Genomic DNA, 20680 nt, shown 5'->3' with positions numbered 1-20680 from the left:
GCCGCCACGGCTGCGGCCTAGAGCGTGATCGGCAGGCTCGTCAGGCCCCCTTTTTTCCGCGCTCCAGATGAAGCACGGGTTGCTCTCACAGCGGCCGAATCAATCATCCAGGTGTGGGGATCGATCAAGCCTTTGTCATTGAGTCTGAGGTGCAATCGCCTGAGCATCTGATCGAATGTTCCGCGGTTTCGCCAGACTCGGAAGCGGTGATAGACCGTCGCCCAAGATCCGAAACGCTCGGGCATATCTCGCCAGGCTGCTCCTGAGCAGAGCACCCAGAGCACACCATCGAGCATCAAGCGATCACTGCTGCGCGGCCGGCCCCTGACGTGGACTGCCGTAAAGAGATCAGCGACCACTGCCCGCGCTTCATCCGAGAGTTCGTACCGCTTTGCCATCACAGAATTCCTTTCTGTAGATGGTCGGCGACTGTACAGAACCCAAGCTGTTCCAGGGCCACATGTGAGTTTCTTGGGATTTCAGACAGAGCCTAGGGAAACTCCGAACAAGTTGCCCATCAGCCGGAAATAGGCGGCTTGGGGATGCCGAAACGCCCGATTTTCAGCCGCTGATTATTGGATAACCAAGGCAACGCCTTGGTTATCTGCTCTCACGGGCGCACCTCTCCCGCAACAGCCAATAAATGGCGGCGCACCCTCCACAGATTCGACAGCGCAAACAGCGTGGTCAGCTGTGCCGTGTTCTTGGCCAAGCCACGGAAGCGGGTTTTCACATAACCGAACTGACGCTTGATCACACGGAAGGGATGTTCGACTTTCGCCCGGGCCTGTGCCTTGACCTTCTCGATCTGACGTTTGGCTTTGTAGAGCACACTGCGTTTGCTCAGGTGCTTGTAGGTACTGCGGCGGGCTGCGATCTGCCAGATCACTTGCCGCCCCGCATGCTCTGGTCTTTTCTCCAGGCCGGTGTAGCCCGCATCGGCGCCGATATGCGCCTTCATGCCGAAGAAGTACTGGTTGCCTTTCTTTGTCTGATGCATTTCTGGATCGCGCCTTCCTTGTTCTTGGTCGAGCTGGGCGCGTGGATGATGGTGGCGTCGACAATGGTGCCCTGACGCAACGACAGGCCTTTGTCTTGCAGGTAGTTGTTGATGATTTCCAGAATCCCTGCCGCCAACTGATGCTTCTCCAGCAGGTGCCGGAAATTCATGATCGTCGTGTCTTCGGGAATCGGCGCGCTGAGCGTCAGCCGAGCAAACTGGCGCATTGAAGTGATTTCGTACAGTGCTTCTTCCATGGCCGGGTCGCTCAGCGAAAACCAGTTTTGCAGCAGGTGAATACGCAGCATGGTTTCCAGTGGATACGGCTTGCGACCGCCACCCGCCTTTGGGTAGTGCGGTTCAATCAGCGCCATTAAGCCACTCCACGGCACAACCTGTTCCATCTCGGCCAGGAAACGCTCACGGCGGATTTGCTTGCGCTTACCGGCGTACTCGAAATCGGAAAAGCTCATCTGGCTCATAGGCAAGGCTTGTTGGGGTAGCTGAACGGAGGGTTATTTCAGCACAGGTCAGGCCGGCCTGTGCTGACTTAATCGGAGAATCCCTAATGACTCTGCGCCTGCCTATAGGCTAAAATTCCGCCCATTTGCGATTGGTCGCGTGGCCGGCACACTGGCTGTGCACAACCTTAACGTCAACACCGTATGTGAACGAGTATTTTGTGCAGATAATTATTCCAATGTCAGGGTTCGGCGAGCGCTTCCGTCGAGCAGGCTACTCAGTCCCCAAACCACTTATTGAAATAGACGGAAAGCCGATTATTGCCCATGTCATTGATATGTTTCCGGGTGAAACCGATTTTATTTTTATTTGCAATCAGGACCATTTGGATAATCCTGATTACCGCATGGCGTCCATTCTGCAAGACCACTGCCCTACCGGTCAGATCGTCGGTATTCCTGCTCATAAACTCGGCCCGATCCATGCCGTACGACAGGTAGAGCATCTGATTGCCGCTGACACCCCGGTGATCATCAACTATTGCGACTTCACTTGTTACTGGGATTGGCAACACTTCAAACAGTTCGTGAAGGCTACGGCATGTGTGGGTGCAATCCCTGCCTACAAAGGCTTTCACCCGCATACCCTCGGCAGCACGAACTATGCCTACATCCGCGAAACGCAGGGTTGGGTGCAGGACATTCAAGAGAAGCAGGCCTACACCGACAATCGCATGGAGGAGTTCGCGTCCAGTGGGACTTACTACTTCGACTCGGGCAAGACCATGAGCGAAGCGTTCCGCAATACCATGGATCAACAACTCAACGTCGGTGGTGAGTATTACGTCAGCCTGGCCTACAGGTCTCTGCTGGCAGAAAACCAACCTGTCGCGGTTTACCCACTCCAGCACTTCATGCAGTGGGGCACACCGGACGATGTCCGGGAATACAATGGCTGGTCGGCGACTTTCAAAACAATGAACGGGCAATCAAAACGTTCGCAGACTTCCCCGAATGGCGCCCTGGTCATCCCGATGGCGGGAATGGGCCAGCGCTTTGCAACAGAAGGTTATGCACTGACCAAGCCACTGATCCCGGTGTCAGGCAAACCCATGGTCACCCAAGCCACTGAGGACTTGCCCAAAGCCGAGCACCATGCCTTCGTTCTTCGCCAGGACATGCCCGGTTACGCAGAAATAGCCAAAGAACTTGAACGTGTATTCCCCGGCACCGTGATTGAAACAATCCCGCAAGTAACGGAAGGCCAGGCCTGCACTGCGCTGCTCGGACTGGAGGCTCTGGAACGCGCTATCACGGATGTTCAAGGCCCCATTACCTTTGGCGCCTGCGACAATGGCGCCCTTTATGATGAACAGGCATTCCGGGCCCTGGTCGACAATCCAGAAGTAGATGTCATTGTGTGGGGCGTGAGGGGGCATGCAAATGCCATCCGTCATCCACAAATGTTTGGCTGGATCGATGCTGAGAACGGTCAGATTCGTCGAATCTCAGTGAAGACCCCACTGGAATCCCCGGCGACAGATCCGATCGTACTGGGAACCTTTACATTCCGCCGCGCGGAAGACTTCCGCCAAGTGGTTTCGCGGTTGATTCAGCGTGATGGTCGCATCAATGGCGAGTTCTACATTGACTCGACTATTAACGATGCCATCGAATCAGGCCTGCGCTGCGAACTGTTCGAAGTCGATAGTTTCCTGTCATGGGGCACCCCGAACGACCTGCGCACTTTCGAATACTGGCAGTCCTGTTTCCACAAATGGGCAGGTCACCCTTATCGGCTGCAGAACGATGGTCGAATCCCGCAAGACGCGGTTGCCGGACTGGAGTCTCGCTATCAAGCAATGGTGCCCGCTTTACCGGGCACGACAGCATGATCAAGCGTGAGCTTGTAGTCTTTCTGGTCGTAGGCTCGCTGACTGTCCTGATCGATCTCCTGACCTATCGCGGCCTGGTCTGGACAGAGTGGATGACTGTCGATCAGGCCAAAGCAGTCGGCTTTCTGACCGGCACGCTGTTTGCGTACTTTGCCAACAAGGTGTGGACTTTTGGCCAGCAGGAGCATGCGCCTGGCAGCGTATGGCGCTTCGTCCTGCTGTATGCGATCACATTGGGCGCCAACGTTCTGGTCAACGCCGGTTGCCTGGCGCTGCTCAGTACACTGTCCATTGCAGTCCCGGTTGCATTTTTAATTGCCACGGGTGTATCGGCCGCTCTCAACTTCCTTGGAATGAAGTTGTTCGTGTTCAAGGCCAGCAATCTTACGGAGAAGTCATGAAGTTTTCGCTCATCATCCCCTGCTACAACGAGTCGGCCAATTTGCCCCTGCTGCTGGAACGCTGCAAAGGCCTGGTCGAACAACCTGGCGTAGAGGTGATTCTGGTCGACAATGGCTCCACCGACGACAGCCCGCAGGTTTTAGAGCGCCTGTTGCCGTCCTACTCCGGATGCAGAAGCGTACGGGTCGAGGTCAATCAAGGTTATGGACACGGCATTCTTTCCGGCCTGCGTGCAGCTGAAGGCGAGATTCTCGGCTGGACCCATGCAGACCTGCAAACTGACCCAATGGACGCCTTGCGTGGGCTTGCGTTCTTTGATCAGCACGGGTCAGACATTTTTGTAAAAGGGCGTCGTTTCGGCCGACCATTGGCAGATGTTGTGTTCACCTTCGGCATGAGCGTTTTCGAAACGGTTCTGCTCGGCAAACCGATGTGGGATATAAACGCTCAACCCACCATGTTCTCCAAGGCTTTTTTCCAGCGCTGGCAGGCTGCCCCGTCGGACTTTGCACTTGACCTGTATGCGTATTACCAAGCCCACATTCAGGGTTTGAAAGTTTATCGATTTGCTGTGCGTTTTGGTGAGCGCGCCCACGGCGTTTCACACTGGAACGTCAACTGGGCAGCCAAAAGAAAATTCATCCGCAGAACTGTTGATTTCAGTTTGCAACTTAAGAAGAGTCTAAGGACATGAAACTCATCTCGCATCGACGTAACACCCGTCAGGAGCTCAATGCCACAGATGGAAAATATGGCATCGAAGTCGATATCCGCAGCTACGGTAACGACCTGATTATCCACCACGACCCCTGCGTCCCTGGTGAATCGTTTGACGAATGGATTGCCGACTATCAGCACGGCACACTGATTCTGAACGTCAAGGAAGAAGGCCTGGAAGCACGCCTGATCGCCTTAATGAAAGAAAAGGGAATCGAAGACTACTTCTTCCTTGATCAGTCCTTTCCGTTCCTGATCAAGTGGTCCAAAGCTGGCGAACGCCGTTGCGCCGTCCGTGTGTCCGAGTTCGAATCGATTGAAACGGCACTGACACTGGCAGGCAAAGTTGATTGGGTATGGGTCGACTGCTTCACCCAGTTCCCACTCAGCCATGACGACGCCAAGCAACTACAAGATGCGGGGTTCAAACTGTGCCTGGTTTCCCCCGAGCTCCAGGGCCGTAACGCCGAAACCGAGATACCAATGCTGGCGAAACTGTTGGCCGAGCGGAATATCATTGCCGAAGCGGTTTGCACCAAGCGACCGGACCTCTGGGAAACGTTGGCTGCGAACGCATGAATATAAAGTTTCTCTGCCACCCGACCTTTCTGATCGGGCTGGTACTTCGTCTTGTACTTGTACTATGGGTAGCCCCCACACCGGTGACCGAGTGGTATCTGCCATTCCTGGACACCAGCACCAACACGCTGACACTTAACCCGTGGGGGGCGTGGCTGGATCAAGGCGGCGCAATTACTGCGTTTCCCTATGGCTCTGTCATGTGGGTGGCTTTCCTGCCCGCAATTTTGCTATGCAAGGCGCTCTCGCTCCCTCTGATACTCGGCTACGGCCTGACACTGATCGGCGCAGACTTCCTGCTTCTGGTGGTACTCAGAAAAATAGTTCCCGATCGTGATCGATTGCTGATTGCTGTGTATTGGCTATCGCCTATCGTGATCGTCGGCAGTTACCTGCTCGGGTTCAACGACCTGATACCGGTGCTTTTGCTTGCCGGGTCGCTTTACTTCCTCAAGCGTGCGCGGTTGATCCTGACGGGCCTGGTCTTTGTTGCTGCGATCTCAGCCAAGCTGAGCATGGTGCTGGCACTCCCGTTCTTCCTGATATACCTGCAACACAACCGCCCTCTGCGCCAGCACCTGCCACACCTGCTGATCGGTCTGGGCGTGGGCGCCGTCGTGACCGTTCTGCCATTTCTGTTGTCCAGCGCAGGCGTCAGCATGCTCTTCAACAACCCGGAAATAGGGAAAGTCTACCAGCTGGCATTCAGCATCGGCGATACCACCCTCCTGTACGTGGTGCCCCTCGTCTACTTGCTGATGCTCTATGCGGCCTGGCGGATCAAACGCCCGAACTTCGAGCTCTTTCACTCCATGCTCGGCCTGGTGTTCCTGCTCGTGGTCCTGATGACGCCGGCGTCGCCAGGATGGTTTATCTGGGCCATCACATCCCTGGTGGCCTATCAGGCAGCCAGCAACCGGGTTGCGGTCGCTATCGCCGGGATCTTCTCGCTGCTCTATGTGGTGAGCGCTCTGCTGATTACCCCTGACGCCAAACTGATGGTCGAGCAGGCATCATGGCTGCCGCAAGCGGCCAGCCAATGGTTGTTCGCCGACAAGTTGTCGTCGCTGGTCCATACAGCGATGGTCGCAACAGGTGTAGTTCTGGCCATTCGAATCTGGCGAGAGTCGGTCAGCCGCAACGATTACTTTCGTCTCAGCCGCAAACCATTCGTCATCGGCGTCGCCGGCGACTCTGGTGCAGGCAAGGATACCTATTCGGATGCGATAAAAGGGCTGTTTGGTGGCCACTCAGTCGCCACCCTTTCGGGTGATGATTACCACTTGTGGGACCGTCAGAAACCCATGTGGCAGGTAATGACTCACCTCAACCCCATGGCCAACGACCTTGAAGGCTTCGCCAATGACCTCGTGGCATTGACCGACTCGAAGAACATCCACTCCAGGCACTACGATCATCAAACCGGCCGCATGAGCCGCCCGTTCATGATCAAGAGTAATGACTTTGTCATAGCCAGCGGCTTGCACGCGCTATATATGCCGATCCTTCGTGAATGCTACAATCTGAGTGTTTACCTCGACATCGACGAAAGCCTGAGACGCCACTTCAAGCTCCAGCGCGATGTACATCAGCGTGGGCACACCGAAGAGAAGGTGCTGGCCTCCTTCGAACGCAGAGAGTCGGACTCGGCACGCTTTATTCGCCCACAAGCAGCTTATGCAGACTTGGTGCTGTCCTTGCAACCCATCCATCCGCGCATTCTGGAGGGAGCCGGCAAAAACCACCCTCTGCAATTCAAGATCGTGGCGCGCTCGCGCAACGGCCTGAACGAACTCTCGCTCACCCGAGTATTGGTCGGTGTTTGCGGTCTGCATGTCGACATGTCAACTCGTAACGACGCGAATGAGGTCGAACTGACCATAGAGGGCGAAACGTCGGCCCAGGACATCGAAATGGCAGCGCGGATGGTCTGCCCACGCGTCTTCGAATTCCTCGACCTCAAACCGCAATGGCAAGACGGCGTCATGGGGCTAATGCAACTGATTACCCTCTCCCATATCAACCAAGCACTGACAAAACGGTTCATATAGTGAAGATTTTTGCACCCGAGCGATTCAATCGTCTCCCCGACGCCATCCTGTTCGACACCGATAACACGCTGTATCCCTACGACCCGGCGCATTCCGCTGCACAGCAGGCGGTCAGAGATAAAGTGGTCAATACCTTCTCGATCAAGCCGGAAGTGTTTGACAACGCGTTCAAGGAAGCACGCCAGCAGGTCAAAACTCGCCTGAAACACACCGCGTCTTCCCACAGCCGTCTTCTGTACCTGCAGCGCATGCTCGAAATCATGGGCCTGGGTTCGCAGGTTCTGCTGGCACTGGACTTTGAACAGACCTACTGGCGCACCTTTCTCAGCAATGCCGTGCTGTTCGACGAGGTCAAAGACCTGTTGGACGACCTGCGCCTGCTGGGTATCCCGACCGCAATCGTGACCGACCTGACGGCTCAGATCCAGTTCCGCAAGGTGGTCTATTTCGGGCTCGATCATTACTTCGATTACATTGTAACCAGCGAAGAAGCCGGTTTCGACAAACCCCATGAGGCCCCCTTTCAGATCGCACTTGAGAAAATGCGGCCAGTGGGGGAGTGCATCTGGATGATAGGCGACAATCCAGTGAATGACATTCGCGGGGCACGGCAAAAGATCAATGCAGTAACTCTGCAGAAAATCCATTCGGGCTCATCGCTCGGCGAAGGAGAAAACACACCAGATGCCTCGTTCAAGAGCTTCAGCGTCCTGAGAAAGTTCATTGCTAATCTGGGAGATAAACGATGAACCTCGACAAAAGCGACCTCCGAGCGGAGGTCAGCGCCTACTGCGCATCCATCGGATCTGACCCCCTGTTGGTGCAGGGCGCCGGCGGCAACATATCCTGGAAGGATGGCGACACCCTTTGGGTCAAGGCGTCCGGCACTTGGCTCGCCGATGCTGCCGAGAAGGATATCTTTGTACCCGCCGACCTGGCCCACCTGCGAGAAGCAATCAAAGTCGGTAACTTCGAGGTGGTGCCCCTCATCTGCGGTGACTCTCACCTCCGTCCATCAATAGAGACTTTGCTACACGCCCTGATGCCCCACAGGATCGTTGTCCATGTCCACGCCGTCGAGGTACTGGCGCATCTGGTCAGAGCAGGCTTTCGCGAGACCCTCAGCCATGCATCTGCTCCGGGAATCACCTGGACCTGCGTAAGGTATCTCAAGCCAGGGGCTGCCTTGGCGACTGGCGTAGCAGAAGCCCTGGCTGAGACTCCTGGTTCGAACGTAGTTTTTTTGCAGAACCACGGGGTCGTGATCGGAGCAGGCAGCATTGCCGAAGCCAATGCCACCCTACTCACACTGACAGACATTTTCCGCACCGCACCGCGTGCGCCAGTTGCAGCCAAATTGCCCACTGCCCCCATCAGCAGCAACGAAACCCTTTCCTGGGGCCCCATCGGTGATCCACTACTTCACCAGCTAGCTATCGACCCCGTACTCTTCGAGCGCCTACACGACGACTGGGCCCTGTACCCCGATCATGTGGTCTTTCTTGGCGCTCGTGCGGTGATGGTGAGCGACGAGGCCGAACTCCCTTCTTCACTCGCCAGGGCCACCCCGACGCCGGATGTCGTATTCATTCGCGGTAAGGGTGTGTTTACCCTCCCTACGTTCAATACCGGCAAGCAAGCACAAATCCGATGCTACTACGATGTCCTCGCCCGCCAAGATGCGAACGCACGGCTGTCCTCCCTTTCCGACGACGACATTTGCGGACTCCTCAACTGGGACGCGGAACGCTACCGCATACAGATGGCGAAATAGCGCCGCGAACTATCAAAGCTCACCGACGACCCCCTTATGATGACCGAACGCTCATTCCGTACTTACACGATCGCCTGCTATGCCATAACCGGCGCCATTATCGCTGCCCTCTTTCTCGAAAACTTCACCTTCTCGAGCAACTTCGGCATACTCGGTTTCCGGGAAATCGATGACGTTGCGTTCCAATCAACCCTCCGCCGAGTTCACTTGGGTCTGCAGTCTGGCAACTTGGGGCAACTATTCTCGATCAACGACTACGCATACGGCTGGATATTCTGGGCTCCACTGGTCTTAGTCACCTACCCCCTGTTCATGATCAGCCAAGCCCTCTCCGTGGATTGGCCCCTGATCGTCGCTCCTCGCCAGATTTCCTTGTTGTTCGCGGTTCTGAGTATGATCGTCATGCGCAAGACGCTAAAGCGTCTGGAGGTTCCCGAATGGGGCTGCGCTAGTGCGGTACTGATATTTGCCCTCTTCCCTTCCCTTGGCTATTTCTCGTTGCGCTTCGGCACGGTAAATACGGTAGCTTTCTTCTCGCTGCTTACCGTATATCTTGCCCTGAATGACGAGCGAGCAACGGTCAGCGGGACAGTTCGCGTAGCCCTGAGCCTTGCAGTCGCCGGGTCGCTCAAATTGAGCGGGCTGCTGATCGCCCCCCTAGCCGCCTTCCTGATGCTGCGACGAATTAAGGGAAGGCAGATCGTCCCTGCTTTGCTCATTCCTGCAGCCGTATTCCTGCTGACCCTGGGCATTCTGACCAATCCACAGTTCTTGCTTATTCCTTTCAAGCCGCAAATCTGGACCGAATACCTTGCCACTGTGAAGCACTTCCTCGAAATGACCCGCGTCCCGTCTGGCCCGGAAAACCCCATCGAGCGCTTTTACCTGGGTGCCTTCAGCAGTCTGGCTAATACGGTTGTAATGGCAGTGCTCGCCACAGGTTGGCTGGTCGCGATCATCCGCAACAGGGCCTGCCGTGCCGACTTTGTCGCCATACTGGTCGCTGTCACGATGGCAACCACATACCTAATACTCTCGGTGAAAAGCACTACCGGCATCGGCTCTTACTTCACCAGCGTCTCGTTCCTGATACTGCTCGGCATCACCGGATACGCGAGCTCACCAAAGGCTGTTTACTTGTTTAGCACACTAGTCGTCCTGATGCTGGCTGATTTTGCCCACCGTGCTGAGCTAGAGTTCGAAAAGGTCAGCAGTGTCACGCAGGGGTTCAAGAGTTCTCCCGCCCCTAAAAGCCACTTTAGCTACTTCATCAAAGAAACCTTCTCGAGCAATGACATGAGCCTCGCATCCTCTACGGTAAGTTGCATCGAGAAACACAGTAATGGTCGCAAGCCCGGACATATCTTCATTGATTTCACGGCACCATCGGCAATCAACGCACTCAGTTACCCTGAGACGTGTGTCTCCGTTGCATGGAACAACCTGTCCCCGGCAGGTAAGTATTGCGACAAACCGGTAGACTTCCTGGTCTTGGATACCCGAGATGCTGTCGGCTTCCTCCCTATCTACGAGTTCGAAAAATGGGTAAAGAAAACCGACGAGAAAACTGCCGAAGGCTACAAGCTGGATCGCCAGACCCGTCAACTCCTCTCCAGCGAAGGTACCTTCGACAACCAGCGCTTCACGGTCGCTTGCGACCTAGGCCGTCTAAAGGTATTCAAGTCGGAAGTTCTGTTAAGCAATAACAAACCCGTCATTTCGCCCTGAGCCCCCTTTTAAATATCTTGTTTTAAACACTCAAAAACATCAGTCAGGGAGACGAAACGGCGTGGGAAGAAGTGTTAACTCGGTTTGAAAAAAGCACTGGCCAGTGTTACGCCAAACTGGCCTTGGAGCAAGCCATTCCGGCCGTTTTTTTCATTTCGGTGTCTAGACTTCTTTGGCGTAGGCCTGACAGGTCGCTATGGATTCTCCGATCAAGTCAGCACAGGCCGCCAGACCTGTGCTGAAATAGCGCTCCGTCCAACAGCCCTCTACAAGCCCTCCATCCCATGAGTCAGATGGGCTTTTCCGATTTCGAGTACGCCGGTAAGCGCAAGCAAACCCGTCGCGAGCGTTTCCTGGCCGAGATGGAACAGGTGGTGCCGTGGAGCGGTTTGGTGGCATTGATTGAGCCGCACTACCCAAAGGCCGGCGGTGGTCGCAAGCCGTACCCACTGGAAACCATGTTGCGTGTTCACCTGCTGCAAAACTGGTTCTCGTTGAGCGACCCAACCATGGAAGAGGGGCTGTACGAGATCACTTCGATGCGCCAGTTTGCTCGCCTGACGCTCAGCGCTCCGCTCCCCGAAGACACCACAATTTCCGGCACCTGCTGGAGAAGCATCGTAAGCGATCCATAAACCCCATCTACTGCAGGGTGAGGTCTCAATTTACCGTGGCATTACCGGCTTGCAGTTCCACGGCAACAGCGCTTCGTAATCATCCACCGTCGAAGCATGCGGCAGTTGCTCCAGTGCGTGGCGCAGCCAGGCATAGGGTTCTTGGCCGTTGGCTTTGGCGGTTTCAACCAGGCTGTACAGTTGTGCGCTGGCTACCGCGCCTTTCGGTGTGTCACTGAACAACCAGTTCTTCCTGCCGATCACGAAGGGGCGGACGGCGCGTTCGGCAGCATTGTTATCCATGGATAGGAAGCCTTCCTCGACATACCGTTCGAGTTTGCTCCAGTTGCCCGCCAAGTAGTTCACCGCTTTGCCGAGTGCGTTCTGCGAGGTCATTTGGGGCTGGGTCTTTTCCATCCAGCTTTTCAATTGCGCCAGCAGCGGCACGCTGCGTTCGTGACGACCGGCCCTGCGGGCTTCATCGCTCACCGTGCTCAAATCCCGCTCAACACCGTACAGCTTGTTGATCAGGTTCAACGCAATGTCTGCACGTCCGGTTTTCCCTTTTGGCTGCACTTTCTGTGCTTCAACGAACTTGCGCCGCGCATGGGCCCAACAGCCCAAGCGCTCAACACCCACTTGGGCAGCCAATGCGTTGTAACCAGCGTAATCGTCAGTCATCACGTAGCCGCGATAGCCATCGAGCAGGCGCATCGGCACTTCCTGCGCCCGGCTGGTGGAATAGTCGAACAAAATGACCGGTCTGCCAGGCGGGCCACCCGTTTGCACCCACATCCAGGACTGACTGCTCGGCTCACGGCCAGACTCTTTCAATACCTGGACGCGGGTTTCGTCGCAATGAATGACCCGGCTGCTAAGCAAACTGTCGCGTATCAGGTTCAGCAGCGGCTGGAAATGCTCACTGCATTGGATGACCCAGCGCGCTAAGGTTTGCCTTGGTATATCGATGCCGTGGCGGCCCAGTACCTTTTCGAAACGATGAAAGGGCAAACCATCGACGTACTTGGTGGTCAGCAGCATGGCCAATACGCTTGGACTGGCCATGCTCTTTTCGATCAATTGAGCGGGCTTGTAGGCTGTCACTGGCGCGCTTTCGCACCCGCGGCAACCGTAAACCTTGCGGATATGCTTGATCACACGGATCTGCATCGGAACAATTTCGAGCTGCTCGCTGATCTCTTCACCGATGGCATGCTTACGGCACCCGCAAGCACAGGTCAGTTCGTGCTCAGGCAGCTCGTGGATGACTTCAATGCGCGGAAGATCGGCGGGTAGCGGTTTGCGCTTGCCGCGTTGCCGTGCCGGTGCAACGGTTTCGTCTTCTGCCGTTTCACCGGCTGGCTCGGCAACGCTTTCTGCTTCGTTGAACAGCGCCATTTGTGGCGTCAGCGGGTCCGCTGACTGCTCAGACTAGCGGCCGAACAAGCGCTGGCGCAGCAAGGCGTTTTCCTCTTCGAGGTGAACGATCTTGCCCTTGTCCGATTCACGCTCGCTGATCATCTGCTCAAGCAATTGCTTGAGCAGAACAGGGTCGTCAGGGAGGTCTTTGGGCATGGAAATCATGCCGTGGATTATACCGACTCAGGCGACGAAGCGCGGGGTCAGTACCTGATGCGGACGGTTGCGCCAGAGGTCGAAGCCATCGAGTAGCCAATTCAGTTCCTGGACCGTCAGGACAATCGCTTCGTCGGTGGCGTCGGGCGAAGTTTTGAAACGTTCGGATTCCAGACGCTTGAGCCAAAGGCAGAAGCCGTTACGCTCCCAATAGAGGATCTTCACGCGATTGCGTGGTTTGTTAAGAAATACGAAAAGTACCGGATCGAATACGGCCACCTTGATATCAAGTTCCACCAGAGCGGCGAGCCCGTCGATGGATTTTCGGAAGTCGACGGGCTTGGGATAGAGGTAAACCTTTTCGACTTTGGCGTCGGGTCGCATCATGGTGAACGGGCTCCTGAAAAATCGGAGCACAGCATCGGGCATCAACTAGCGGCTTTGAATGTGGGGTTCATGGCGCGCTTACGGTCCATCGATCCCAGGCACTCGCCTGCTGCTGCACGCCAGGGATGGGCGCCGACAATTCACTGGTCTGTGTGAGATCCGACTCCATTCGAGGCGATGCGGCAGGCTCGGCGCCTCTATCAGCGATCGGCGACCTATACGCAGTTTCTCTAGATTGTCGATCGAAGTTCAGGTCGGGGCACGAGGGGTCGAATAATCCATTGATGCCACCTTTCGCTGTGGCGTCATCATCTATCGAATGACAAGTGATTACCTATCTGGCATCACCTGATCAAGCCAGGGTGCTCCTCGTTGTGTCAGTTCATCAGCGGTCATCGGGTGTCCGAGTAGAAAACCTTGGAGTATATCGCACCCCATGGATGTCAGCGCACGTTGCTGCTCCACTGTTTCGACACCCTCTGCGACAACGCGCATATCAAGCATCTTGGCAAGCTCTATGATTTTGGAAAGAATGATAGTGTCGTCCGTGCCTTCCGACAGCGTGTCCAGAAAGCCTTTATCTATCTTTATTTCTTTGGCGGGGAGCTGCTTGAGATACATCAGGCTGGAGTGCCCTGTTCCAAAATCATCAATGGAGATGCATACCCCTGCAGCAGAGAGCTCATTCAACACTTTAACACTGGAAGAAATGTCTTTCATTGCTAAAGACTCGGTGATCTCGAGTGTCAGGGATTCCGGTGCGATATTGTTTTTTTTCAACACGGTTTCAACGGACGACCGCAGGCCGGGGTGATTGAGTTGTATTGCTGACAAATTGACTGCCACCCCCCAATCCAGGTGGCCGCTTTCATGCCAGCAGCGGAGCTGCCGACAGGCTTCATTTAGCGCCCAGTCGCCAATGGCAATAATCAATCCGGATTTTTCGGCAAGGGTCAAGAAATCGACAGGGCAAATCAATCCGCGAACAGGATGGCGCCATCTTATTAGTGCCTCAGCCCCCACAATGGGCCCTGCCGGCGCAGAAAATTTTGGTTGATAATAGAGCTCCAACTCGCCTCGATGCACCGCCTGGCGCAGCTCCAGCAACAATTCAAGATTTTGCTGGGCGTTGGCATACATGGAGCGCTCAAAGAATTGATAGTCGTTTCGCCCACGTTCTTTAGCATAGTACATCGCTGAATCGGCATGAACCATGAGCTCATGCCGATCCTTGGCATCATCGGGATAAATCGCAATGCCGATACTCGCTGTGATGACCAGTTGATGATTGTGCGTTATGGTTTGTTTTTTCAGTGAATCAATAATCTGCCTTGCTATCATTGACGCATCGGCGGGGCGGAGAATAGAGGCCATCACGACGAACTCATCCCCGCCCAATCGCGCAACGGTGTCTCCTGGCCTCACCGCACACTTGATCCTCTCGGCCACGCCAATCAGCACTTGGTCCCCCGTGCAGCGACCGTAGGCGTCATTGATAGGCTTGAAACCGTCCAGGCCCAGAAAAAGTATGGCAACCTTTACATCGCTACCTGAAGTGTCTTTAAGGGCGCGTTCAAGCGTTTCATTGAGCAGTGTGCGATTAGCCAAGCGGGTAAGTGGATCATAAAGAGCAAGCTGCAAGAGCTCGTTGTTAGCCAAGGCAAGTGATGTTGACAGTGTTGTCGTTCTTTGCTCCATCGTTTCATCAAAAATGGAGATGAGTAAGGCGGCTCCGATAACCGATAGATTTATTGCGATTAAGGCCAAGGATAGCCATGCTGCACTGATGCCCTGATTGGCGGCACCACAGAAGCTTCCTTCGGGGAACCCAGCCGATGCCATGCCTAAGTAATGCATACCAGAAATGGCCGTCCCCATGATGAGGGCCGATCCACACCGCCGCAGGAAGATAAAGGTGGTTTGATGCTTCAGCGTGAAGGTCAGCCAGAGCGCCCCGGCAGAAGATAAGATAGCCACCACCACTGAGGTGGTCACCAGCCTCCAGTCATAGACGATGGCAGGTGTCATTTTCATAGCCGCCATGCCTAGATAGTGCATCGCCGCTATCCCTCCCCCCATGAGCGACGCGCCAATGGCGAGCTTGATAAGCGACAAGTGAGGGGTGTCGGTTACCCATAGCGCAAACGCCGAGCAGATGACTGCCAGCGCAAAGGAGGTGAGCGTTAAAAGGGCGTCGTAACCCACGTCGATAGGTAAGCGGAATGCCAGCATGCCAATAAAGTGCATCGACCATATACCCAGCCCCATCGTAAATGCGCCGCCAGCCAGCCAGGCGTTGGCGTAGTTCCCTGCCGACGATGAGATCCTGCCTGCCATACCCAAAGCCGTGTAGGAAACCAGAATGGCTACAAATAAAGAGGCTGCCACAAGAAATGAGCTGTAGGATCCAATCAACACTGGCGACTGCTCCCTATGCTTTACGTGGCGTAAAGCGAGGCTAACGTGCTCATGGCGGAGACCACCGTCTGAGCACCGACATGAATTTCGTCCATGACGGAGCCCGCCTGTGTAGCAAGGGCTTCGCCCTGCTCAGCCTTCAAGCTGCTCTCCGATATTTTCCCTACGGCCTCAGCAGCAAGGCTGCAATTTTGATCAACGACGGTGACGATTTCAGTCGCCGCCAATCCAGTGCGTTTCGCCAGGCTTCGTACTTCCTCGGCTACGATGGCGAACCCACGACCTTGCTCTCCAGCACGTGCAGCTTCGATGGCAGCGTTCAGTGCGAGGAGGTTGGTTTGATCGGAAATTTCTTTAATCGAAGACACCACTTTTTTAATGTGCTGGGACTGCACATCCAGGCTGGTAAACTTTGAGGAGGCATCGCGCATGTCTAGAGCGATTGAGCTCGCCAACTCGGCGGCCCGCTGGGTGACATTCATTCCGGAGGATGTGAGGCTTCGGGTGTGCTCCGATGTCTCATAGGCAAGCTTGGCGGCGGTCGTTTCTTTGGCTTTTTGATTGACCTGCTCGGTTTCATCGCTAGCGATTTTGATAATGCCTGATAACTTCTGCTTGCTGTCGAACAGTGGGTTATAGGTGGCATTCAACCAAATTTCGTCGCCCGCTTTGTTGATGCGGCTGAACAGCCCTGAGCTAAATTCGCCTGAACGCAGAGCCTCCCAGAAATCGCTGTACGCTTTGGTTTGCACATAGGCGGGGTCACAGAAGATTTTATGGTGGCGCCCTTGAATTTCTTCCAGCCTGTACCCAGAGCACTTCAAAAAATTTTCGTTGGCCGTAATGATTTTTCCGTGGATGTCGAATTCAATGACAGCCATCGACCTGTCAAGCGCCTTGATTAAACTTTTGTGGGCGTTTTCTTCATGGGTTCTAATGGTGATGTCGGTCGCCAGCATCAGCACCTTGGTGTTGCCGTCGGTGCCTTTGAACGAGAGGTAACTGGCCTCTAACCATATTTCCTTTCCGTGCTTGTCTAGGCATTTAAATCGATCGTTGAAAGACGTTCCGCTTGCCAGCCTGTTCCAAAAGTCTCTGTAGTCTCGGCTTGCCGCATAGTCAGCTTCGCAAAACAGGCTGTGATGCTGCCCTAGGACTTCATTGAGGTCATAGTCGAATAGATCCAGGAAGATATTGTTGGCTTTGATGATCATTCCTGAGTGGGTGAGTTCGAGCACTGCCATCGTTGATTGTATGGCGTGTAGCGGGCTCTCGGCATCTCTATATTTTTCATTGAGGTGAGAGATATTCTTGATGTGACTGGATTTCAAGATAAACATGGTGGCGTACCCGATCATGCCTGCTCATGCGTTGATGGGCTCCTTCGTTTCGGATTAACCCGCATGCTCAGCTTTTGGAAGTTTGGCATGAGGGTAAATTGATACTGCCGGTGAATCCTGATGAAATTATGATGGGGATTTCGACGAGCCCTACTGGGCAACTGATTTGGCTGCGTCCGGGAGGCTGCAAATAGTCCCCGCTCCAACCGTGCGCGTTGTGCCGGCGGGATCATCATAATTTGATCAGGATTGCCGGGGGTGAACAATTTACAGTTTTTTGAAGGTGTGATGTCGATGAACAAGCCATCGACTGCGGAGTTCATCCCGAAGGCATGCTAACGCTCACTTGCGCATGTGCTGAGTTCGGCTGATGTTGATTCCGCTATCTTTATAGGCGCCGCGCTTGGCTGAGGAGGGCGGGTGTGATAAGCAGTTCTGGATATTGCAAGTGATACTTTCTGTATGAAGCCCGAATGGGTCATTTCAAAGCGCTATTCATGGCCGGGCTGTTGAGTATGCGGGTCGAAATCCCCCTGAATATAAAGGGGAATGATTAAGGGGCGTCACTATGCGACAGAATTTACCTGTCACGGGCCGTGGTCTCGATTTGCCTGAGGATGTGAATATCCTCTCCACCACAGACACGCACAGCAATATTACCTATGTCAATCCTGACTTTATCAAGATCAGTGGTTTCACTGAGGCTGAACTTTTGGGGCGGCCGCATAATCTCGTCAGGCACCCGGATATGCCGCCATCGGCTTTTGAGCATATGTGGAAAACCTTGCGTTCAGGGCGATCCTGGATGGGATTGGTCAAGAACCGTTGCAAGAATGGTGATCACTACTGGATCAGTGCCTACGTCACGCCTATTAGCAAGAATGGCCAAACCGTCGAATACCAATCGGTGCGCACGAAGCCCGAGCCTGAACAGGTTCAGGCGGCGGAACAGGCGTATGCGCGAATGCGTGCAGGCAAGCGCATCCAGCGTTGGCGCTTGCCACTAGGCCTGCGCGCAAAGCTCATTTTGCTGATTGTTGCGTCTGTCATCCTGGGCTTGGCGGGGGCGGCTGCTATTTTCTCACTGCCTTATCTCAGCGTGCTGGTGGCCGCAGGCGTCATCAGTGGCTTGAGTGCGGTCTGCGTTGGAACGCTGCTGGCCCCCCTCATTACGCTTGTCGATAAATCCCGACGCATTGCCGACAACCCGTTGAGCCAGTTTCTTTATAGTGGACGGCTGGACGAATTTGGGCAGATTGATTTTGCTTTGCGTATGAGGCAGGCGGAGACCGGTGCGGTGATCGGGCGCATCGGTGATGCGGCCAACCAGCTTGAGTCCTATACCCTCAGCCTAGTCAAGCAGGTCGAGAGCAGCGGTGCTCTGACCGCCGCGCAACAAGCAGAAACCGATCAAGTGGCCACGGCCATCAATCAAATGGCCGCGAGCGTGCAAGACGTAGCCAGTCATGCGCAGAAAGCGGCCAGCACGGCAGAAGTCGCCGATAATGAAACACGTTCAGGTCAGCATTTGGTAGGGCACACGAGTGAGTCCATCAGGTTGCTCGAGAGTGAGATATTAAAAGCCGCACGCGTCATCCATGAGCTGGAAAGCCATAGTAGTGAAATATCTAAAGTTCTGGATGTGATCGGTGGGATTGCTGAACAGACTAACCTACTGGCGCTGAATGCGGCTATCGAAGCTGCTCGCGCCGGGGAGCAAGGTCGTGGTTTTGCCGTGGTTGCCGATGAAGTGCGCAGCCTGGCGGCACGAACCCAACAATCCACCACGGATATTCAGGATATGATCGACGTCCTGCAGGAGGGCGCTCGCTCGGCGGTGAGTGTGATGGAAAAGAGTCGAGAGCAAGCGCAGGCCAGTGTCGACCATGCTCAACAAGCAGCTGTTGCACTCGCAGGTATTGGCCAGCAGGTTAATGAAATGAATGAGATGAACACGCAGATTGCTGCCGCAGTGGAACAGCAGAGCGCTGTCAGCGAGAACATCAATCGCAGTATCAGCAGTATTCGTGAGGCTGCCGATGCCAATGTCACTACCGGGGAAAGTAGCCGTCGAGCTGCTGGAGAAGTGGCACGTCTAAGCACAGCGTTGCGTGAGTTGGCGCTGCAGTTTTGGGCGAAGCGGCAACAGGATACCTCGAAGACCTGATTCTGGTCCTCACCGTCCGTATCACAGCGGCTTGCGGTTGTTGCATGTGAGTGCAGCTTGGGGGCTGGCTAAAGCTCGCAGGCTTACGCGGCGACGCCGATAGGCTGCGGCGCCAGATGCACTCAGTTACAACATCGGAGCCGTTTGAATATAGCGCCCAGTCTGTTGCGGTTGTCAGTCATGAGCTTTGCGTATACCCTCACACTGTTTTTTCAAGTGTGAATGGAATACTGTCAACGAGGACGTAACGTTGATTTCTCTCGCCGAGCTCGGACTGGTAGCCGAAAAAGATGGAAATGTTTACTTTCAACAGAAGCTGATAAAAATTGCACCTAAAGAACGTGCGGTGCTGCATATATTGATCAGTCACTGGCCCGCAGCCGTTCCCAAGTCATCCTTCTCTGAGAAAATATGGAAGGGGGCAATGTCTGACGAAAGCTTGGTCAGGTGTATAGCCAAAGCGCGTGAATCCCTCTCGGCTATAAGGCATGTCAAGATTGCTGCGCTGTATGGGGTGGGGTATCAATTGCAAATTGCTACTGAAGAACTTCAGTCCTTCAGTTCCGTTGTCGTGCATCACCAACTCATGAGAACAGCCAATGCCAAGCCGCAGGTCGCAGAGTCGATCATGCATGCTCGGCAGCTGATTCACCAGCGCACCACGTGTTCGCTTCAAAGGGCTGAAGCCTTGCTCAGAAAGGTCATGAGAGAAACGCCCGTCTATGATCCAGCAAGGTTGGCCTTTGCAGAATGTATTTCAACGCAGGTCAGTTGTGGTTGGGCGCTGCGTCAAAATAATATTCAGGAAGCGTTGAAGATTCTAGAGGACATTCCCGTCGCCGCCAGGATGGGCTCCGGTTACTATAGTGCAAAAGCCCACCTCCTTGATTGTGCCTGGGCGTTTGACGAAGCTGTAAAGTATCATGAGCGTGCGTTTGAGTTTGAAAGCTTGGATGCCTCGGCCCATTACTATTATGGCTGGCACTTGCTGGCCACAAATAAAATTTCAAAAGCAATCGCCGTGCTAAGCGATGCCTATGAACTTGCCCCTTTCTCCCCAGCGCTGGCGATCTTGTTGGTGCGTGCGCTTGTGTTTTCTGGAGAGCTCGATAGAGGGTTGATCATAGTTGAGCGTATAGTTAAAGATCACCCTCACAGCCCGATGGCCTATGTTTTTCTCTTGGCTTACAACGCCTTCATGTCGCCGTCGGAAGCACTTGCGGATGAGCTGCTTAAGCTTGAGAAGCATGACCTGACCTGGAGTTTTGCTCCTTCTTCGGTGGTCTGTGCGCTGGCGCGTTGTGGGAAAAAAGCCCAGGCACGCTCGCTCCTGGATGCCCACGCCCACGACAACCCAGCCCTGAGGGCCACGTTCTCTTCCGGGATGATCCTCCTCGGGGAAGTAGACCAGGCGCTTGAATCCCTTGCCGCAGCGGCAGACCTTGGATGTGGATTCTTGCCAATTCTACTGAGGGCGCCGGAAAATCGGGACCTCGCCAACCATCCTGCTTTTCAGCGTATCTGCGAAAAGGTATTCAAGCGTCTTTGAGCAAAGACGAAGAAAGCCCCATG

12 protein-coding genes and 7 pseudogenes are annotated in these 20680 nt (G+C 54.7%); 12 read left to right on the top strand and 7 right to left on the bottom strand.

Annotation, left to right across the window (positions count from 1 at the left end):
- Positions 1–398, bottom strand: a pseudogene (locus tag P0Y43_RS23425) (IS5 family transposase); the annotation flags it as partial.
- Between the two features lie 212 nt (positions 399–610).
- A pseudogene (locus tag P0Y43_RS23420) lies at positions 611–1482 on the bottom strand (IS5 family transposase).
- Between the two features lie 200 nt (positions 1483–1682).
- On the opposite strand from P0Y43_RS23420, the gene P0Y43_RS23415 reads away from it, so the two are divergent.
- The 9 genes and pseudogenes from P0Y43_RS23415 to P0Y43_RS23375 form a co-directional block, all read left to right on the top strand.
- Positions 1683–3356, top strand: a complete 1674-nt coding sequence (locus P0Y43_RS23415; protein ID WP_275639637.1) for a sugar phosphate nucleotidyltransferase — start codon at positions 1683–1685, stop codon at positions 3354–3356.
- Positions 3353–3757, top strand: coding sequence for a GtrA family protein (locus tag P0Y43_RS23410; protein WP_275639636.1), 405 nt, complete (start codon positions 3353–3355; stop codon positions 3755–3757). Before P0Y43_RS23415 ends, P0Y43_RS23410 begins: the two co-directional genes overlap by 4 nt.
- Positions 3754–4452 carry a glycosyltransferase family 2 protein gene (locus tag P0Y43_RS23405; protein ID WP_275639635.1) on the top strand — a complete coding sequence of 233 codons (699 nt, stop codon included), beginning with the start codon at positions 3754–3756 and terminating at the stop codon, positions 4450–4452. Before P0Y43_RS23410 ends, P0Y43_RS23405 begins: the two co-directional genes overlap by 4 nt.
- Complete coding sequence (locus P0Y43_RS23400) at positions 4449–5054, top strand: phosphatidylinositol-specific phospholipase C/glycerophosphodiester phosphodiesterase family protein (protein WP_275639634.1); 606 nt, start codon at positions 4449–4451, stop codon at positions 5052–5054. Before P0Y43_RS23405 ends, P0Y43_RS23400 begins: the two co-directional genes overlap by 4 nt.
- A complete protein-coding gene (locus tag P0Y43_RS23395) occupies positions 5051–7105 on the top strand; it encodes a hypothetical protein (protein WP_275639633.1) in 2055 nt (684 codons plus the stop codon). Before P0Y43_RS23400 ends, P0Y43_RS23395 begins: the two co-directional genes overlap by 4 nt.
- Positions 7105–7854 (top strand): HAD family hydrolase, encoded by a 750-nt coding sequence (locus tag P0Y43_RS23390; RefSeq protein WP_275639632.1) that lies wholly within the window; start codon positions 7105–7107, stop codon positions 7852–7854. Before P0Y43_RS23395 ends, P0Y43_RS23390 begins: the two co-directional genes overlap by 1 nt.
- Complete coding sequence (locus P0Y43_RS23385; RefSeq protein ID WP_275639631.1) at positions 7851–8879, top strand: class II aldolase/adducin family protein; 1029 nt, start codon at positions 7851–7853, stop codon at positions 8877–8879. Before P0Y43_RS23390 ends, P0Y43_RS23385 begins: the two co-directional genes overlap by 4 nt.
- A gap of 36 nt (positions 8880–8915) precedes the next feature.
- Positions 8916–10607, top strand: coding sequence for a hypothetical protein (locus P0Y43_RS23380; protein ID WP_275639630.1), 1692 nt, complete (start codon positions 8916–8918; stop codon positions 10605–10607).
- Between the two features lie 284 nt (positions 10608–10891).
- Positions 10892–11203: pseudogene (locus P0Y43_RS23375) on the top strand (transposase); the annotation flags it as partial.
- Positions 11204–11272: 69 nt separating this feature from the next.
- On the opposite strand, the pseudogene tnpC reads toward P0Y43_RS23375, so the two are convergent.
- The 5 genes and pseudogenes from tnpC to P0Y43_RS27165 form a co-directional block, all read right to left on the bottom strand.
- Positions 11273–12805 (bottom strand): annotated as a pseudogene (gene tnpC, locus P0Y43_RS23370) (IS66 family transposase).
- A gap of 18 nt (positions 12806–12823) precedes the next feature.
- Positions 12824–13183, bottom strand: a complete 360-nt coding sequence (tnpB, locus tag P0Y43_RS23365; protein ID WP_004883347.1) for an IS66 family insertion sequence element accessory protein TnpB — start codon at positions 13181–13183, stop codon at positions 12824–12826.
- A gap of 330 nt (positions 13184–13513) precedes the next feature.
- Positions 13514–15601, bottom strand: a complete 2088-nt coding sequence (locus tag P0Y43_RS23360; protein ID WP_275639629.1) for a putative bifunctional diguanylate cyclase/phosphodiesterase — start codon at positions 15599–15601, stop codon at positions 13514–13516.
- A gap of 20 nt (positions 15602–15621) precedes the next feature.
- Positions 15622–16017 (bottom strand): annotated as a pseudogene (locus P0Y43_RS27170) (methyl-accepting chemotaxis protein); the annotation flags it as partial.
- A 153-nt stretch (positions 16018–16170) separates the two neighbouring features.
- Positions 16171–16845 (bottom strand): annotated as a pseudogene (locus P0Y43_RS27165) (PAS domain-containing protein); the annotation flags it as partial.
- 664 nt (positions 16846–17509) lie between these two features.
- Here P0Y43_RS27165 and P0Y43_RS27160 point away from each other — a divergent pair.
- The 3 genes and pseudogenes from P0Y43_RS27160 to P0Y43_RS23345 all read left to right on the top strand — a co-directional run.
- Positions 17510–17839, top strand: a pseudogene (locus P0Y43_RS27160) (PAS domain-containing protein); the annotation flags it as partial.
- Positions 17840–17905: 66 nt separating this feature from the next.
- Positions 17906–19108, top strand: coding sequence for a methyl-accepting chemotaxis protein (locus tag P0Y43_RS23350; RefSeq protein ID WP_430540276.1), 1203 nt, complete (start codon positions 17906–17908; stop codon positions 19106–19108).
- Positions 19109–19358: 250 nt separating this feature from the next.
- On the top strand, positions 19359–20657 hold the full coding sequence (locus P0Y43_RS23345; RefSeq protein WP_275639626.1) for a tetratricopeptide repeat protein: 1299 nt from the start codon (positions 19359–19361) through the stop codon (positions 20655–20657).
- The last annotated feature ends 23 nt before the right edge of the window (positions 20658–20680 follow it).

The sequence above is a fragment of the Pseudomonas entomophila genome, from assembly GCF_029193575.1.
Classification (GTDB): domain Bacteria; phylum Pseudomonadota; class Gammaproteobacteria; order Pseudomonadales; family Pseudomonadaceae; genus Aquipseudomonas; species Aquipseudomonas entomophila_G.
The sequence above is the reverse complement of the archived record's forward strand: the minus strand, read 5'-3'. Positions and strand labels throughout refer to the sequence as shown.

Coding starts and splice junctions, on each gene's coding strand:
- P0Y43_RS23410 (WP_275639636.1), top strand. CDS start 3,353: ATGATCAAGCGTGAGCTTGTAGTCTTTCTGGTCGTAGGCTCGCTGACT.
- P0Y43_RS23405 (WP_275639635.1), top strand. CDS start 3,754: ATGAAGTTTTCGCTCATCATCCCCTGCTACAACGAGTCGGCCAATTTG.
- P0Y43_RS23400 (WP_275639634.1), top strand. CDS start 4,449: ATGAAACTCATCTCGCATCGACGTAACACCCGTCAGGAGCTCAATGCC.
- P0Y43_RS23395 (WP_275639633.1), top strand. CDS start 5,051: ATGAATATAAAGTTTCTCTGCCACCCGACCTTTCTGATCGGGCTGGTA.
- P0Y43_RS23385 (WP_275639631.1), top strand. CDS start 7,851: ATGAACCTCGACAAAAGCGACCTCCGAGCGGAGGTCAGCGCCTACTGC.
- P0Y43_RS23380 (WP_275639630.1), top strand. CDS start 8,916: ATGATGACCGAACGCTCATTCCGTACTTACACGATCGCCTGCTATGCC.
- tnpB (WP_004883347.1), bottom strand. CDS start 13,183: ATGATGCGACCCGACGCCAAAGTCGAAAAGGTTTACCTCTATCCCAAG.
- P0Y43_RS23350 (WP_430540276.1), top strand. CDS start 17,906: ATGCGTGCAGGCAAGCGCATCCAGCGTTGGCGCTTGCCACTAGGCCTG.